The organism is Cupriavidus nantongensis (assembly GCF_001598055.1).
Classification (GTDB): Bacteria; Pseudomonadota; Gammaproteobacteria; order Burkholderiales; family Burkholderiaceae; genus Cupriavidus; species Cupriavidus nantongensis.
This window is the reverse complement of the sequence record NZ_CP014845.1, coordinates 2,440,891-2,456,269: the sequence shown is the minus strand read 5'-3', so window position 1 is coordinate 2,456,269 and position 15,379 is coordinate 2,440,891. Positions and strand designations below refer to the sequence as shown.

The 15,379-nt window shown below is 63.0% G+C and carries 9 protein-coding genes and 3 rRNA genes; 2 read left to right on the top strand and 10 right to left on the bottom strand.

From position 1 onward, the window contains the following. Positions 1–46: 46 nt before the first annotated feature. The 3 genes from rrf to A2G96_RS31825 all read right to left on the bottom strand — a co-directional run bounded on the left by rrf (position 47) and on the right by A2G96_RS31825 (position 5,047). Positions 47–159 (bottom strand): 5S ribosomal RNA (gene rrf / locus A2G96_RS31835). 115 nt (positions 160–274) lie between these two features. Then, positions 275–3,178 (bottom strand): 23S ribosomal RNA (locus tag A2G96_RS31830). A gap of 335 nt (positions 3,179–3,513) precedes the next feature. Continuing rightward, positions 3,514–5,047: ribosomal RNA gene (locus A2G96_RS31825) — 16S ribosomal RNA — on the bottom strand. Together the 16S, 23S and 5S rRNA genes form the textbook arrangement of a ribosomal RNA operon. 565 nt (positions 5,048–5,612) lie before the next feature. On the opposite strand from A2G96_RS31825, the gene A2G96_RS31820 reads away from it, so the two are divergent. After that, positions 5,613–6,002, top strand: a complete 390-nt coding sequence (locus A2G96_RS31820) for an OsmC family protein (protein WP_062804077.1) — start codon at positions 5,613–5,615, stop codon at positions 6,000–6,002. Positions 6,003–6,341: 339 nt separating this feature from the next. Beyond that, positions 6,342–7,163: a hypothetical protein gene (locus tag A2G96_RS31815; protein WP_062804076.1), complete on the top strand. Its 822-nt coding sequence runs from the start codon at positions 6,342–6,344 to the stop codon at positions 7,161–7,163. Between the two features lie 185 nt (positions 7,164–7,348). Here the strand turns inward: A2G96_RS31815 and A2G96_RS31810 are convergent, their stop codons facing one another. The 7 genes from A2G96_RS31810 to A2G96_RS31780 all read right to left on the bottom strand — a co-directional run bounded on the left by A2G96_RS31810 (position 7,349) and on the right by A2G96_RS31780 (position 15,241). Then, positions 7,349–8,110 (bottom strand): lipoyl protein ligase domain-containing protein, encoded by a 762-nt coding sequence (locus A2G96_RS31810; protein WP_062804075.1) that lies wholly within the window; start codon positions 8,108–8,110, stop codon positions 7,349–7,351. A gap of 48 nt (positions 8,111–8,158) precedes the next feature. After that, positions 8,159–8,500, bottom strand: a complete 342-nt coding sequence (locus A2G96_RS31805; RefSeq protein ID WP_062804074.1) for a carboxymuconolactone decarboxylase family protein — start codon at positions 8,498–8,500, stop codon at positions 8,159–8,161. Between the two features lie 70 nt (positions 8,501–8,570). Next, a complete protein-coding gene (locus A2G96_RS31800) occupies positions 8,571–9,686 on the bottom strand; it encodes an acetoin dehydrogenase dihydrolipoyllysine-residue acetyltransferase subunit (RefSeq protein WP_062804073.1) in 1,116 nt (371 codons plus the stop codon). Continuing rightward, positions 9,686–10,702 (bottom strand): alpha-ketoacid dehydrogenase subunit beta, encoded by a 1,017-nt coding sequence (locus tag A2G96_RS31795; protein ID WP_062804072.1) that lies wholly within the window; start codon positions 10,700–10,702, stop codon positions 9,686–9,688. The genes A2G96_RS31800 and A2G96_RS31795 overlap by 1 nt, the downstream gene beginning before the upstream one ends. 33 nt (positions 10,703–10,735) lie before the next feature. After that, entirely contained in the window at positions 10,736–11,749 is a 1,014-nt protein-coding gene (locus A2G96_RS31790) for a thiamine pyrophosphate-dependent dehydrogenase E1 component subunit alpha (protein ID WP_062804071.1), read from the bottom strand. A gap of 65 nt (positions 11,750–11,814) precedes the next feature. After that, positions 11,815–12,882, bottom strand: coding sequence for an ATP-NAD kinase family protein (locus A2G96_RS31785; protein ID WP_062804070.1), 1,068 nt, complete (start codon positions 12,880–12,882; stop codon positions 11,815–11,817). Positions 12,883–13,234: 352 nt separating this feature from the next. Then, entirely contained in the window at positions 13,235–15,241 is a 2,007-nt protein-coding gene (locus A2G96_RS31780) for a sigma-54-dependent Fis family transcriptional regulator (protein ID WP_062804069.1), read from the bottom strand. Between the last annotated feature and the right edge of the window lie 138 nt (positions 15,242–15,379).

Genomic DNA, 15,379 nt, shown 5'->3' with positions numbered 1-15,379 from the left:
AAAACCCCTCGCAGCACACGCTGTCGAGGGGTTTTGCACAATAAGAGCCTGGCGATGACCTACTTTCACACGGGAATCCGCACTATCATCGGCGCGGAGCTGTTTCACGGTCCTGTTCGGGATGGGAAGGGGTGGTTCCGGCTCGCTATGGTCACCAGGCATGAGGGGTTGTGACGCTGGGGTTGAGGCCAGCATCACGAATCGGGATGTAGTGTTGGTTGTGCGTGTATCGAGGCACAAGGCGACGCTCAACCAGGTGAAACACACTGGTTATAGGATCAAGCCTTACGGGCAATTAGTACTGGTTAGCTTAACGCATTACTGCGCTTCCACACCCAGCCTATCAACGTCCTGGTCTCGAACGACCCTTCAAGGAGGTCAAGCCTCCAGGGAATCCTCATCTTCAGGCGAGTTTCCCGCTTAGATGCTTTCAGCGGTTATCTCTTCCGTACATAGCTACCCTGCGATGCCTCTGGCGAGACAACAGGTACACCAGCGGTACGTCCACTCCGGTCCTCTCGTACTAGGAGCAGCCCCCGTCAAGATTCCAACGCCCACGGCAGATAGGGACCAAACTGTCTCACGACGTTTTAAACCCAGCTCACGTACCTCTTTAAATGGCGAACAGCCATACCCTTGGGACCGGCTACAGCCCCAGGATGAGATGAGCCGACATCGAGGTGCCAAACACCGCCGTCGATATGAACTCTTGGGCGGTATCAGCCTGTTATCCCCAGAGTACCTTTTATCCGTTGAGCGATGGCCCTTCCATTCAGAACCACCGGATCACTATGTCCTGCTTTCGCACCTGCTCGACTTGTCGGTCTCGCAGTTAAGCACGCTTTTGCCATTGCACTTTAGGTACGATGTCCGACCGTACCAAGCGTACCTTCGAACTCCTCCGTTACACTTTGGGAGGAGACCGCCCCAGTCAAACTGCCTACCATGCACTGTCCCCGACCCGGATTCACGGGCCAAGGTTAGAACCTCAAACAAACCAGGGTGGTATTTCAAGGACGGCTCCACGTGAACTGGCGTCCACGCTTCAAAGCCTCCCACCTATCCTACACAGATCGGTTCAAAGTCCAATGCAAAGCTACAGTAAAGGTTCATGGGGTCTTTCCGTCTAGCCGCGGGGAGATTGCATCATCACAAACACTTCAACTTCGCTGAGTCTCGGGAGGAGACAGTGTGGCCATCGTTACGCCATTCGTGCAGGTCGGAACTTACCCGACAAGGAATTTCGCTACCTTAGGACCGTTATAGTTACGGCCGCCGTTTACCGGGACTTCAATCAAGAGCTTGCACCCCATCATTTAATCTTCCGGCACCGGGCAGGCGTCACACCCTATACGTCCACTTTCGTGTTTGCAGAGTGCTGTGTTTTTATTAAACAGTCGCAGCCACCATTTTATTGCAACCCCTTCACCCTTCTGGCGCAGGCCAGTCAAGCTACCAGGGCGTACCTTATCCCGAAGTTACGGTACCAATTTGCCGAGTTCCTTCTCCCGAGTTCTCTCAAGCGCCTTAGAATACTCATCTCGCCCACCTGTGTCGGTTTGCGGTACGGTCTCGTATGACTGAAGCTTAGAGGCTTTTCTTGGAACCACTTCCAATTGCTTCGCAGCACTAGGCCGCTCGCCCCGTAGCCTTGAATTACGCGCCCGGATTTGCCTAAGCGCCTTCTCCACTACAGGGACCGGGACTTCCAACACCCGGAGAACCTTCCGCGATCCGTCCCCCCATCGCATCATACGACGGTGCAGGAATATTAACCTGCTTCCCATCAGCTACGCATCTCTGCCTCGCCTTAGGGGCCGACTCACCCTACGCCGATGAACGTTGCGTAGGAAACCTTGGGCTTACGGCGAGGGGGCCTTTCACCCCCTTTATCGCTACTCATGTCAGCATTCGCACTTCTGATACCTCCAGCATCCTTTACAAGACACCTTCACAGGCTTACAGAACGCTCTCCTACCACGCGTGCGCTCCTTTAAATCCACTAGCACGACCACCAGCGATCATTGTTGGTGGCTTTGTCGATGCTGCGCATCGACAAGCTTGGTGCACTTAAAGGAACGCACGCGTCCGCAGCTTCGGTGACTGGGGCTGCTTCTAAGCCAACCTCCTGACTGTTTTAGCCTTCCCACTTCGTTTCCCACTTAGCCAATCTTTGGGACCTTAGCTGGCGGTCTGGGTTGTTTCCCTCTTGACACCGGACGTTAGCACCCGATGTCTGTCTCCCGTGATTGCACTCTTCGGTATTCGGAGTTTGCTATGGCGGGGTAATCAGCAATAGACCCCCCAACCATGACAGTGCTCTACCCCCGAAGGTGAGACACGAGGCACTACCTAAATAGTTTTCGGAGAGAACCAGCTATTTCCAGATTTGTTTAGCCTTTCACCCCTATCCACAGCTCATCCCCTAACTTTTCAACGTTAGTGGGTTCGGTCCTCCAGTACGTGTTACCGCACCTTCAACCTGGCCATGGATAGATCATCTGGTTTCGGGTCTACACCCAGCGACTCAACGCCCTGTTCGGACTCGCTTTCGCTACGCCTTCCCTAACCGGTTAAGCTTGCCACTGAATGTAAGTCGCTGACCCATTATACAAAAGGTACGCCGTCACCCCCGAAAGGGCTCCGACTGTTTGTATGCATGCGGTTTCAGGATCTATTTCACTCCCCTCCCGGGGTTCTTTTCGCCTTTCCCTCACGGTACTGGTTCACTATCGGTCGATCACGAGTATTTAGCCTTGGAGGATGGTCCCCCCATCTTCAGACAGGATTTCACGTGTCCCGCCCTACTTGTCGTACACCTAGTTCCACAATCGTGTTTTCGCATACAGGGCTATCACCTGCTATGGCCGGGCTTTCCATCCCGTTCTGCTAACACCACTGCTAAAGAGTACAAGGCTGTTCCCATTTCGTTCGCCACTACTTTGGGAATCTCGGTTGATTTCTGTTCCTGCAGCTACTTAGATGTTTCAGTTCGCCGCGTTCGCTTCCCACACCTATGGATTCAGTGTGGGATGACCCATACGGGCCGGGTTTCCCCATTCGGACATCTCCGGATCAAAGCTCGTTTGCCAGCTCCCCGAAGCTTTTCGCAGGCTACCGCGTCCTTCATCGCCTGTGATCGCCAAGGCATCCACCACATGCACTTGTTCGCTTGACCCTATAACAAGTGTGTCTCATCGACACGCTCACTACAGGTTGAGTTCTCGCATTTGTGCCGTATTCCAAGTCATCTTTCGATCACTTTAAAATACATTTGGTTGATACAATCACAACCCGGTATCGCGTTCAACTACTGTGCTTCTCATCAAAGCACCGCGACACCTTTACTACATCCCATATTGTTAAAGAACAGCCGATCCGCAGGTCAGACCCGCGCTCGCTTGGCAATGCCAAATGCAAACGCTCAAAGCTTAAGCGCTTGCATTTGGCCATCTGGCCTTAACCAACAAACTACCGATAAGTGTGGACGCTCAACGTTGGCTGCACGCTCTGAAAGGAGGTGATCCAGCCGCACCTTCCGATACGGCTACCTTGTTACGACTTCACCCCAGTCATGAACCCTGCCGTGGTAATCGCCCTCCTTGCGGTTAGGCTAACTACTTCTGGCAAAACCCACTCCCATGGTGTGACGGGCGGTGTGTACAAGACCCGGGAACGTATTCACCGCGGCATGCTGATCCGCGATTACTAGCGATTCCAGCTTCACGTAGTCGAGTTGCAGACTACGATCCGGACTACGATGCGTTTTCTGGGATTAGCTCCCCCTCGCGGGTTGGCAACCCTCTGTACGCACCATTGTATGACGTGTGAAGCCCTACCCATAAGGGCCATGAGGACTTGACGTCATCCCCACCTTCCTCCGGTTTGTCACCGGCAGTCTCTCTAGAGTGCCCTTTCGTAGCAACTAGAGACAAGGGTTGCGCTCGTTGCGGGACTTAACCCAACATCTCACGACACGAGCTGACGACAGCCATGCAGCACCTGTGTCCACTTTCCCTTTCGGGCACCTGATGCATCTCTGCTTCGTTAGTGGCATGTCAAGGGTAGGTAAGGTTTTTCGCGTTGCATCGAATTAATCCACATCATCCACCGCTTGTGCGGGTCCCCGTCAATTCCTTTGAGTTTTAATCTTGCGACCGTACTCCCCAGGCGGTCAACTTCACGCGTTAGCTACGTTACTGAAGAAATGAATCCCCAACAACTAGTTGACATCGTTTAGGGCGTGGACTACCAGGGTATCTAATCCTGTTTGCTCCCCACGCTTTCGTGCATGAGCGTCAGTCACGTCCCAGGGGGCTGCCTTCGCCATCGGTATTCCTCCACATCTCTACGCATTTCACTGCTACACGTGGAATTCTACCCCCCTCTGACGCACTCTAGCCTGACAGTCACAAGCGCCATTCCCAGGTTGAGCCCGGGGATTTCACGCCTGTCTTATCAAACCGCCTGCGCACGCTTTACGCCCAGTAATTCCGATTAACGCTCGCACCCTACGTATTACCGCGGCTGCTGGCACGTAGTTAGCCGGTGCTTATTCTTCCGGTACCGTCATCGACCCGAGGTATTAGCCCAGGCCATTTCTTTCCGGACAAAAGTGCTTTACAACCCGAAGGCCTTCTTCACACACGCGGCATTGCTGGATCAGGGTTGCCCCCATTGTCCAAAATTCCCCACTGCTGCCTCCCGTAGGAGTCTGGGCCGTGTCTCAGTCCCAGTGTGGCTGATCGTCCTCTCAGACCAGCTACTGATCGTCGCCTTGGTAGGCCTTTACCCCACCAACTAGCTAATCAGACATCGGCCGCTCCTATCGCGCGAGGCCGTTACCGGTCCCCCGCTTTCACCCTCGGGTCGTATGCGGTATTAGCTAATCTTTCGACTAGTTATCCCCCACGACAGGGCACGTTCCGATGTATTACTCACCCGTTCGCCACTCGCCGCCAGGCCGAAGCCCGCGCTGCCGTTCGACTTGCATGTGTAAGGCATGCCGCCAGCGTTCAATCTGAGCCAGGATCAAACTCTTCAGTTCAATCTCTGTGTGGGTCCGTAGACCCTCGCTCTTTCGAGCGGTCGCTCACTCTCAGAAAACTGACTGACCAGATCCGAAGACCCAGTCACGTTTTGCTGTGCGAGCACTGTATAACTTTTAAGCTAAAAGACCGAAGTCTTTCGCATCCGCTATCAAGCGCCCACACTTATCGGTTGTTTGTTTGTTAAAGAACTTCGCTCACCGGCTTTGCCGTTCAGCGCGCTGCGTTGTCAGCAGCCAGAGAAACGAGATTATGCAGAGCTTTCTTCGTTTCGTCAACCGTTTGCAGCAATCTTTTTTGCTGCCGTCGGCGCTGCGAACCTCGCTGCGCCAACCTTCCGGCCGACCCCGCAACCCTTGCTGCGCCTGCCTTGCAGGGGCCGCGTTGTGTTGCGAGGGGGCGAATAGTAAGCGACTGTCGCGGGGTTGGCAAGGGGTTTCTCGGAAATGCCCGCACTCGGCACGGATGCGCCTCTTGCGACGCCTCCTGACCTGTGGCGACAGGTACTTATAGAATGGCCGTTCCGGCCCGCGGGGCCGCTCTTTGATGAGATGGGGACGTTCGATGACTATCCAAGCGACATGGAAGCCAAGCCAGGGCAACAGCATCTGCCAGCTGACCAACGGCACCGCCGAGTGGCAAGCCGATCTGGACGCATCCGCCGGCGGCGACACCCGCTACCCGAATCCGCATGACTTGCTGGACTCGGCGCTGGCTGCCTGCACCACCCTGACCTTGCAGCTGTATGCGAAACGCAAGGGCTATGCGGTCACTGACGTCCAGGTCTCGGTCGGCCATGAAGAAGCCAACGGCACCTATACGATGCAGCGCGAGGTCAAGGTCAGCGGCGACCTGTCGCCCCAGATCCTCGAAGACCTGCTGCGGGTGGCCAATCGCTGCCCGGTCCACAAGACGTTGTCCGGACAGTTCTCGATCCAGACCTCGATGGCATGACGGCTTGCGGCAGATAATGAGAATCGTTATCATTGATTCCTCGGGTTCTGACACCACCTGAGTCAGCAAATGGGTTAGCCGGGCACGCAGATCGTGCCCGGCTTTTTTCTTTTGGGCGGCGCTGTCACGGTGCTGACCACCAGCCGCCATACGCTACGGTGCGATCCGCCCGGTTCGACGCAATGCCCTATGTGCTGTGTTGGCTGGCCCACCAAATTGCGTCCGGGAAGGGGTCAAAACGACGGTGCGGACACACTGTGCGCCGCAACGCCGGCTTACCATGGCGAAAAGCAAAAACAATAAAAACGCTTAAATAACGAAGCGAGCGGGGGGATTGCCTTGACCAACTTCATTGAAGCCTATTGCGCGCAGATACGGCTGGCTGGCGCCGGCGGCGTCATCGCGAAACCGGTCGTGGTGGCACGGGACAGCACCTACGCCATGCACTACGTGCCGTGCGAATACCTGAATCCGCAGGCATCGCTGGTGCTGGTCAGCACCACGCCGGGCCATGCGCATGTGCGGCTGGCCGCAGCGGTGACCGAGGAGCTGCTGCACAACCATGCCCCGGGGCGCGTAGTCCAGCGCGAGAACAAGCGCCGCGTCGAACTGGGCGGCAAGCTGGTGCGGCCTAACCTGATCCGCATGCTCGACCACTTCCGCGTGCCGGAACTGGTGGGTCTGCCACACGCCGCTGCTTTGTGGAACGATGGCTTCGAGCGCCTGCAGCCGCTCGCGCTGTTGCCGCATGCCACCACGCGGCGCGGGCTGGCGTTCGACGGCGCGCTGGAAGAACTGCTGGACGCGCCGATGCTGCGCGACGTCTTCGAAACACAGTTCCTCGGCGCCGTGCGGCAGATGCGCACCGACGCGCTGTACATCGCCCTGGGCCGCACCGCATGGGCGGCGCTCCAGCATGCGGTCACGCGCCGGTTGCTGGCGCGCCGCCAACTGCTGGGAATGATGCCGGTGCCGGCGCGCGCTGGCAGCATGGTCCGCTACTTCCTGCGAGAAATCGCCGCGAGCGCCTTGTCGGCCCGGGATCCGGTGCGGCATCGTGTGGACTGGCTCGACGCGGCCCATGCCGAACTGGAATCGAATGTCCGCAAATTGCGCGCCTCTGTCCGACCAGAGCCGCCCCCAGCCTACCTGATCGCGTAAGCACGCGCTCGCATTCACGCTTGTGATCCATAGACCCCACGCAAGTGGGGTCTCGCAACGCCAGTTTGCGTCGATAACGTCTCCTGAGGAATTTGACACTCCTCGCATTCCCGATTTGCGGCCCCCTCGTGGGCCGCGATTTTTTTTGGCGACATCCGCTTCCTGTCCGGCACCGTAGCAACGGACTAGACCGGAGCGGGATGCTGTCCGAGGCTCCATCGCAGCGCAGCGGCGACCTCGGCCATCAGCGCGACATCGTCGTTCACGGCGTGGCCGGCGGACACCAACGCCTCGCGCACGCTGACCACCTTGGCCGCGTCGTAACGCCGATCGCTGCCGATGGCCGCCTCGAAGGCATTGGCGCGCGCATTGATCTGTTGCGGGTCGGCGCTGACCAGCAGCACCGCATGGGCGAGCACCAGGTGGCGCTGGCCGTCGGTTGCCTGCGTCGCCGCTGGCGCACGCCGCCAGTACTGGGCCGTGCCGGCGATCTTGCGCGCGGCGTCCGGCGGGCCCCAGGCGAGGTTGTAGCGGCCGTCGCAAAAGGAGCCGGCCACCGCCTGCCAGTGGGTCTCGATGCCGAGCGTTCGCAGCGCGGCGCCGATCACCGCGCACAGGTGCAGGTAGACCGCGTCGCTAAGCGCGCCTGGGGGCTGTCCGACGGCGTAAGCCAGGCTCAAATTGACGATGCCGGGACCCTGCGGAACCAGCCCGCCGCCGGACATGCGCAGGAACACGGGGCAACCTTGCTGCGCGAAATCGGCGCGCGCGGTCTCCAGCGCCGCGTGGCGCAGGTAGGTACGCGGCACTACCAGGGACAGCGGTGCCTCCCACAACCGTGCCACCTGCCGGCCCTGCGCCGCGAGTTCGAGCAGCGCCAGTTCTTCCTGCAGCGGGTCGCCGCCCGCGTGGGCCGGCGCGACGGGATCGACAAGTTCAAACGGCATCGGTTTGGGAACTGCCCCGGGTGTGGCAATGCGCCGAGTCTAGCAACCCTAGGCATTGAGCGCATCGAAATACGCCAGCGCCTTGGCCGCGTACATCGCGCCGGGGCCGCCACCCATCTCGATATTGACGGCCAGCACTTCGGCCAGTTGCTCGCGGCTCGCGCGATGGCGCAGTGCCTGGCTGGTGTGGAACAGCACGCAGTCGTCGCAGCCCTTCTGCACGGCCAGCGCGACCGCCACCAGTTCCTTGATTTCGGCAGGCAGGCTGCCCTGTTGCGTGGCGGCCTTCATCACGCCCTGGAAGGCGCTCATCGCGCCGGGCTGGGCCTGGCCGAGCGCGCCGAATTGCTTGTTGATCTCCGCCAGGCGGGTCTTCAGGTCTGTGGTCATGTGGAAGTGTCCTTTGGTATAGCTGCCCCTAGGGAGCCTGGACGGCGCGCAGCGGCGCCGTCCGCCGGCATCAGCCGGCCAGGTGGGTCTTCAGCAGCGCATTGAAGTCGTTGGCCTTCTCCATCTGGCTCATGTGGCCGGCATCCGCAAAGACCTTGACGCTGGCCCCCGGCGGTGCGGCTTCGGCATGGTGGGCGGGGATGATGCGATCCTGGCCGCCCCACACCACCAGCACGCGCTTGCCGCTGTCGGCCAGGCGCTGGCCCGGTTGCTCGCTCTGCCGGCCGCCGCCGAACAGGCCTTGACCCAGCGCGGTCAGGGCCTCGTCGACGCCATCGAGCCGCTTGTAGCGCAACAGGTCGTCGAGCATCTGCCGGCTGACCAGCCCCGGGTCGGCGAACAGCAGTTCGACCACGGGCTTGAGCTCGCGCCGCGACTGCGCCTTGACGAAGCCCTCGGTATAGTCGCTGTTGACGGCTTCGCCGAAGCCCACCGGCGACACCAGCGCCACCGACAGCACCCGCTGCGGCGCATCCACCGCCAGCTGCGCGGCCACGCCGCCGCCCATCGAATGGCCGACCAGATGCGCCGCGTCGATCCCGGTCTCATCCATGAAGCGCGCTACAAAGCCGGCCATCTGCGCCAGCGTCGTGCCCGCGAGCCGCGGCGACGACTGTCCGTGGCCGGGCAGGTCAAGCGCCACCACGGTGTACGCGTCGGCCAGGGGGTCGAGGTTGAACAGCCAGTTGTCCAGGTCACCGCCAAAGCCGTGGATGAAGAGCACGGTCTGGGCACCATCGCCCTTGCGGGCATAGCGGACCCGGATGCCGTCGACCTCGGCGAACTGGTACGCGGCGGCGGCATCCTCGTCGCCGCCATCGTCCGCCGGCGTTTCATAAGCCGCCACGTATTCATCGATCTGCGCATCGCTCACCTCCGCAGGAGCCAGCACGCCAAGCAGCGCCTTGACCGGCAGCACGTCGCCGGCCTGCGCCACCTTGCGGCGCAGCGTGCCGGCGTCGGGCGCCTCCACCGCGTTGGCGATCTTGTCGGTTTCCACATCGAGGATCGGCATGCCCACGGTGATCTCGGTGCCTTCGTCGACCAGCCAGGCATTGACGGTGCCCTCCTTCATCGACAGGCCCCACTTGGGCATCACGATCGGGGTGATTGCAGGCGTGGCCATCAGTGCTTGCCTCCCTTCACGGTCTTGCGCGCGGCATTGGCGATCTGCGCCGCGCTGGGGATATACAGGTCTTCCAGCGTGGGCGAGAAGGGCACCGGCGTATGCGGCGGGCATACCATCTCGATGCCGGCCTTGAGCGCACCGAAGGCCTGCTGCGCAACCTGTGCGGAAATATCCGTGGCGATATTGCAGCGCGGGCTGGCCTCGTCCACCACCACCAGGCGGCCGGTGTTCTCGACCGACTCCAGCACCGTGTCCATGTCCAGTGGCGACAGCGTGCGCAGGTCGACGATCTCGGCCTCGATCCCTTCCTTCGCCAGCGTCGCCGCCGCTTCCAGCGCGCGATGCACCATCAGCCCGTAGGTGACGATCGACACGTCCTTGCCGTCGCGCACGATATTGGCCTCGCCGAACGGGATGGCATAAGCGCCTTCGGGGACGTCGCCTTCCAGGCCATAGAGGTTCTTGTGCTCGCAGAAGATCACCGGATCGTTGTCGCGGATCGCCTGGATCAGCAGGCCCTTGGTGTCGTACGGCGTGGACGGGCACACCACCTTCAGGCCGGGGATATGCGTGAACAGCGGCGTCAGCATCTGGCTGTGCTGCGCGGCGGCGCGGAAGCCCGCGCCGACCATGGCACGGATCACCACCGGGGTCTCGGCCTTGCCGCCGAACATGTAGCGGAACTTGGCGGCCTGGTTGAAGATCTGGTCGAAGCAAACGCCCATGAAGTCGATAAACATCAGTTCCGCGATCGGGCGCATGCCGCATGCCGCGGCGCCGATCGCGGCGCCCACGTAGGCGGATTCGGACAAGGGTGTATCCAGCAGCCGGTCGCCGTGCTTGGCATACAGGCCCTTGGTCACGCCCAGCACGCCGCCCCACGCGTCCTTCTCGCCATCCGCGCCGGCGCCGCCGACGATGTCCTCGCCCAGCATGATGACGCTGGGGTCGCGGGTCATTTCCTGGTCGATCGCCTCGTTGATCGCCAGCTTGATGCTCAGTTTGCGAGCCATGTCTGTCTCCTGATGTGGTTTGCGCGTGGCGGATCAGTAGCTGACGTAGACGTCGGTCAGCAGGTCTTCGGGCCCCGGTTGCGGTGCCGCCTTGGCTTCCTGCACCGCGTGCTCGATCAGCGCGGCGACTTCGCGGTCGATCGCGTCGAGCTCTTCGCGCGCGACCACGCCGGCCTGCGTCACGGTGCGGCCGAACAGCTTCAGGCAATCCTTGTTGGCGCGGATGTCGTCGAGTTCGCCGGCGGCGCGATAGGTCTGCGCATCGCCTTCGAAGTGGCCGTAGAAGCGGACCATCTTGCATTCGAGCAGCGACGGCCCACCGCCCTCGCGCGCGCGGCGGATGACTTCGCCGGCGGCTTCGTGGACCGCGAAGAAATCGGTGCCGTCGACGGTCACGCCGGGGATGCCGAAGCCGGCGGCGCGGTCGACGTAGCTGTCGACCGCGGTGCCGTAATCGCGCGAGGTCGATTCGGCGTAGCCGTTGTTCTCGATCACGAAGATCACCGGCAGGTTCCAAACCGCGGCCAGGTTCAGGCTTTCCAGGAAGGTGCCCTGGTTGGAAGCGCCGTCGCCGCAGAAGGTAATGCCGACCTCGCCCTTGCCGCGGAACTTCGCCGCCAGCGCGGCGCCGCAGATCAGCGGTGCGCCCGCGCCCAGGATGCCGTTGGCGCCCATCATGCCCTTGGACAGGTCCGCGATATGCATCGAGCCGCCCTTGCCGTTGCACGAGCCGCCCTTCTTGCCGTAGATCTCCTTCATCATCGCCACCGGGTCGACGCCCTTGGCAATGCAGTGGCCATGGCCGCGGTGCGTGCTGGCGATGCGGTCGCCGTCATGCAGGTGGTGCAGGATGCCGACGCCCGCGGCTTCCTCGCCCGCGTACAGGTGGACAAAGCCCGGGATGTCGCCGCGCGCGAAGTCCACGTGCAGACGTTCCTCGAAATCGCGGATGGTGCGCATCTTGCGGTACACCGTCAGCAGCGTCTCCTTGTCGAGCGGCAGGGCGGCACGAGGTTGCGCCGGATCGTGTGAAGCTCTGGCTGTCATGTCTGTCTCCTTCGTTTTCAGGTGTTGCACTTCAAGAAAATCGGGTCATGCGTGGCCGGGCGTGCTCAGGCCAGGGCGTGCTGCGGCACGCTGCGCATCAGGTGGTGGCGCGCCGCGTGGCGCATGCACGCGGCGACGTCGATGCTGCGGAAAGCGTGGTCGTGCAGCGTGACGGTGACTTCGTCGTCCGGCCCGAAGGTCAGCTCGCGCTCGCCGTCCAGCGCGACCACGCCGCTGCGCTGGCGCACGCGATGCGGGCGGCCGTGCGCGAGCCGCTGCCAGCCGGCGATGGGCACGGTGCACATCAGTCCGGGCGCAATCGGTGCGCTCAGATCGAATTCGCCCGCGCCCGGCGCCGCCAGTTCGATCGCCAGGCCGCCGGCTTCGCGCCGACCCACCGGCTCGAGCAAGCCGGCGATCGACGACAGCCCGATCGCCTCGGGATCCGCAAACGACACGTAGACCGCGGCCAGCGTGTCGGTCTTCCACAGCGCGCGCGCGCCGATGAAGTGTTCGTGCGAGATCACCGCGTCGACCAGCGCGATGTCGCGGCGGAAGTTGCCATTGCCGTCGCGGATGACGATGTCCAGGCGCTTGTTCGACGCCAGCGCCTGGCTGGCGGGAATGCGGCCGGTGGCATAAAGGCCAGTGGCGAGCCCGGTGACGGTGGGCTCGCGCATCTCGGGGTAGGCGTTGTTGGTGCCGGTCGACAGTCCCGCGATCGGCACCGCGCCGCATTCGCGCACCACGGCGCGGTGGGTGCCGTCGCCGCCCAGCACGATGATGGCGGCGACACCGGCATCGGCCATGCAGCGCGCGGCATGCAGCGTGTCGTCGACGCGGGAGGCCACCGGCATGTCCAGATACGCGACCTCGGGCAGGCTCGAGTCCGGGCCCTGGCGGTGCGCCAGGTGCCGCGCCAGCATGACGCGCAGCCCTTCGCGGTCGGGCATCATCAGCACGCGCCGCACGCCGCAGGACGACAGCGCGGCGAGCAGGCGCAGCACGATATTGACGCGGTCAGCCAGCTGCAGGCTGTTGGCGTTGGCGATCACGCGGCGGATGTCGCGCGCCGAAACCGGATTGGCGATGATGCCGACCAGCGGCGCATCGGCGAACCTTGGCTGCCCCATTGCCTGTCTCCTGTGTTGTCGTTGTGGTGACAGGCGACTTTGCAATGGCTGTGCCAGTGGCCCGATGGCACAAAGGAGGCAGTTGCGGTGCGCTGGCTTCAGGGATAACCCGCAAGAATCGCCACCGTTTTCGCCAGACCCGCGGCTCGGACGACCACCACGGCGAGACAGGTGTCACAGTACAGATGTACGGAGTGGACACGCGTAACGTCGAATCACCGGCGTCGCGCGCGCCTGGCGAAAGCCGACATCAACAGAAATCAGGGAAGACGAAAGGCCGGGAATGCCTTCGCAGAAACGGGTACGCTCGGCAGCCGCGCCAGCGCGGTCGGCTCTTTCCCACGACGTAGGGCTACGACTGCTCCCCGCCGTCGCGCCGGTTAGGCGACTGGATGCCGTAGCGCTCCATGCGCCGGTACAGCGTCATGCGGCTGATGCCGATCTGGCGCGCGACCGCGCTCAGGTTCCAGCCCGAGGCGCGCAGGTACTGCATCAGCAGCATGCCCTCGGGAGGCAGCTGGTGCGGATCGAACGGGGCGGCGCTGTCGTGGTCCGCGGCGCGATCGGCGGGTGCCGGCTGGGCCGCTACGGCAGCCGGTTCGGTGGTGCCGGCGACCGCATCGGGCAGGTCGTGCACATCGATATAGCCGCCGCTGCAGACCGCGCGCGCGTACTCCAGCACGTTGCGCAGTTCGCGCAGGTTGCCCGGCCAGCGGTGGCGGCGCAGCCGCTCGCTCGCCGCCGGCGACAGCGTCACCGGTTCGCCCGTGCCCTCCTGCAGCAGCTTGCGCACCAGCCAGTCGAGGTCGGTGCGGGCGCGCAGCGGCGGCAGTTCGAAGCGCGCGCCGTTGAGGCGGTAGTAAAGGTCCTCGCGGAAGCGGCCTTCGGCCACCAGTTGCTCCAGGCGATGGTGCGTGGCCGAAATCACGCGCAGCCGCACCGGCACCGGGCGCGCGGCGCCCACCGGCAGCACCTCGCCCTCGGCCAGCACGCGCAGCAGCCGCGACTGCAGTTCGCGCGGCATGTCGCCGATCTCGTCCAGGAACAGCGTGCCGCCGTCGGCCTCCTGGATCAGCCCGCGCTTGCCGCGCGAGCCGGCGCCCGAAAAGCTGTTGGGCAGGTGGCCGAACAGCTCGCTCTCGATCAGCGTCTCCGGAATCGCCGCGCAGTTCACCGCGACGAAAGGTCCGGCGCGGCGCGCGCTGGCCTGGTGCAGCGCCTTGGCGAAGAACTCCTTGCCGCTGCCGGTTTCGCCCTGGATCAGCAGGTGGATCGGCGAATCGACCAGGCGCGCGGCGCGCTCGAGCTGCTGCGCCAGCGCGGCGTCACCACCGCTGAGCGCCGCCAGCGGCGCCGGCATCGCCACCTGCGCCGGCGCCGCGGGTGCCTGCCAGCCCAGCGCGGGCGGCATCACGCTCAGGTACAGCAGGCCGCCGCTGCGGTTGAGCGCGACCAGGCGCTGCTCGCTGGGACGCGAGTAGACGTAACGGCCCAGGTCTTCCAGCCGGGCGTCGAACAAGGTCTCGAACGGCTGCCCGAGCACGGTCGCGCCCGGCATGCCGGCCAGTTCGGTTTCCAGCATCAGGCGGGCGCGATGGTTGTGGCCGACGATGCGGCCGGCATCGTCCAGCGCCAGCAGGTATTCCGGGTTGACATCGACGAACTCGGGCGCGACGTTCAGCTTCAGGATCCAGTCGCGCCGGTGCGCGCGCAGGAAGTTGGCGTTCTCGATATGCGCAGCGTAGATGCGCACCATCTGCAGCGCCAGGCCCTGGCTGTCCTTGGCCTGCGGCGAGACCAGCGCCGAGATGTCGAGGATGGCGTGCAGCTTGCCATGCGTGTCGAACAGCGGCGCCGCGGTGCAGGTCAGCGGGATATGGGTGGCGTCGAAATGGTCGGCCTGGTGCACCGTCAGCGCCTGCCCGGTGACCAGCGCGGTGCCGACCGCGCAGGTGCCGGCGCCGCTCTCGCTCCATTCCGCGCCAAGGTAGAGGCCGGCGTGGCGCAGCGCGGCATCGCTGTGGGTATCGCCGATATAGTCGACCGTGACGCCTTGCGCATCGGTCAGCAGCACCACATAGCCCAGCGCCGCCACCTGCGCGTGCAGGCTCTGCAGGCCGTGACGGGCGATGCGGGCGAAGTCGTCGATGCGTTCCTGGTGTTCGCGCAGGCGCGTCTGCGGCAGGATGCGCGCCTCCTGCATGCGCGAGGGATCGAGCCCGTACTGGTGCACGCAGCGCCGCCATGAATTCTGGATGATCGCGTCATGCGCGATGCGCTCCGCGAGCAGGGCTGGCGGGGATAGGTAGGCGGTGGCCTGGACCACCGTCTCGATGTGCTCGCGTTGCCGCAGGTCCATCGCTGTCTCCTGTCGTCGCTGCCCACGGCCGCGGGGTTTTGCTTGGGGGCGGCGGATCGGGCGGACTATGCGGGCGCATGCCTGGCTGGCCACGCCTCTGTCTGGTGTCGGCCTTCTAATGTATCCGAGCGCCTCGGC

Coding starts and splice junctions, on each gene's coding strand:
- A2G96_RS31800 (WP_062804073.1), bottom strand. CDS start 9,686: ATGGCCACGCCTGCAATCACCCCGATCGTGATGCCCAAGTGGGGCCTG.
- A2G96_RS31780 (WP_062804069.1), bottom strand. CDS start 15,241: ATGGACCTGCGGCAACGCGAGCACATCGAGACGGTGGTCCAGGCCACC.
- A2G96_RS31785 (WP_062804070.1), bottom strand. CDS start 12,882: ATGGGGCAGCCAAGGTTCGCCGATGCGCCGCTGGTCGGCATCATCGCC.
- A2G96_RS31820 (WP_062804077.1), top strand. CDS start 5,613: ATGACTATCCAAGCGACATGGAAGCCAAGCCAGGGCAACAGCATCTGC.
- A2G96_RS31790 (WP_062804071.1), bottom strand. CDS start 11,749: ATGACAGCCAGAGCTTCACACGATCCGGCGCAACCTCGTGCCGCCCTG.
- A2G96_RS31795 (WP_062804072.1), bottom strand. CDS start 10,702: ATGGCTCGCAAACTGAGCATCAAGCTGGCGATCAACGAGGCGATCGAC.
- A2G96_RS31810 (WP_062804075.1), bottom strand. CDS start 8,110: ATGCCGTTTGAACTTGTCGATCCCGTCGCGCCGGCCCACGCGGGCGGC.
- A2G96_RS31805 (WP_062804074.1), bottom strand. CDS start 8,500: ATGACCACAGACCTGAAGACCCGCCTGGCGGAGATCAACAAGCAATTC.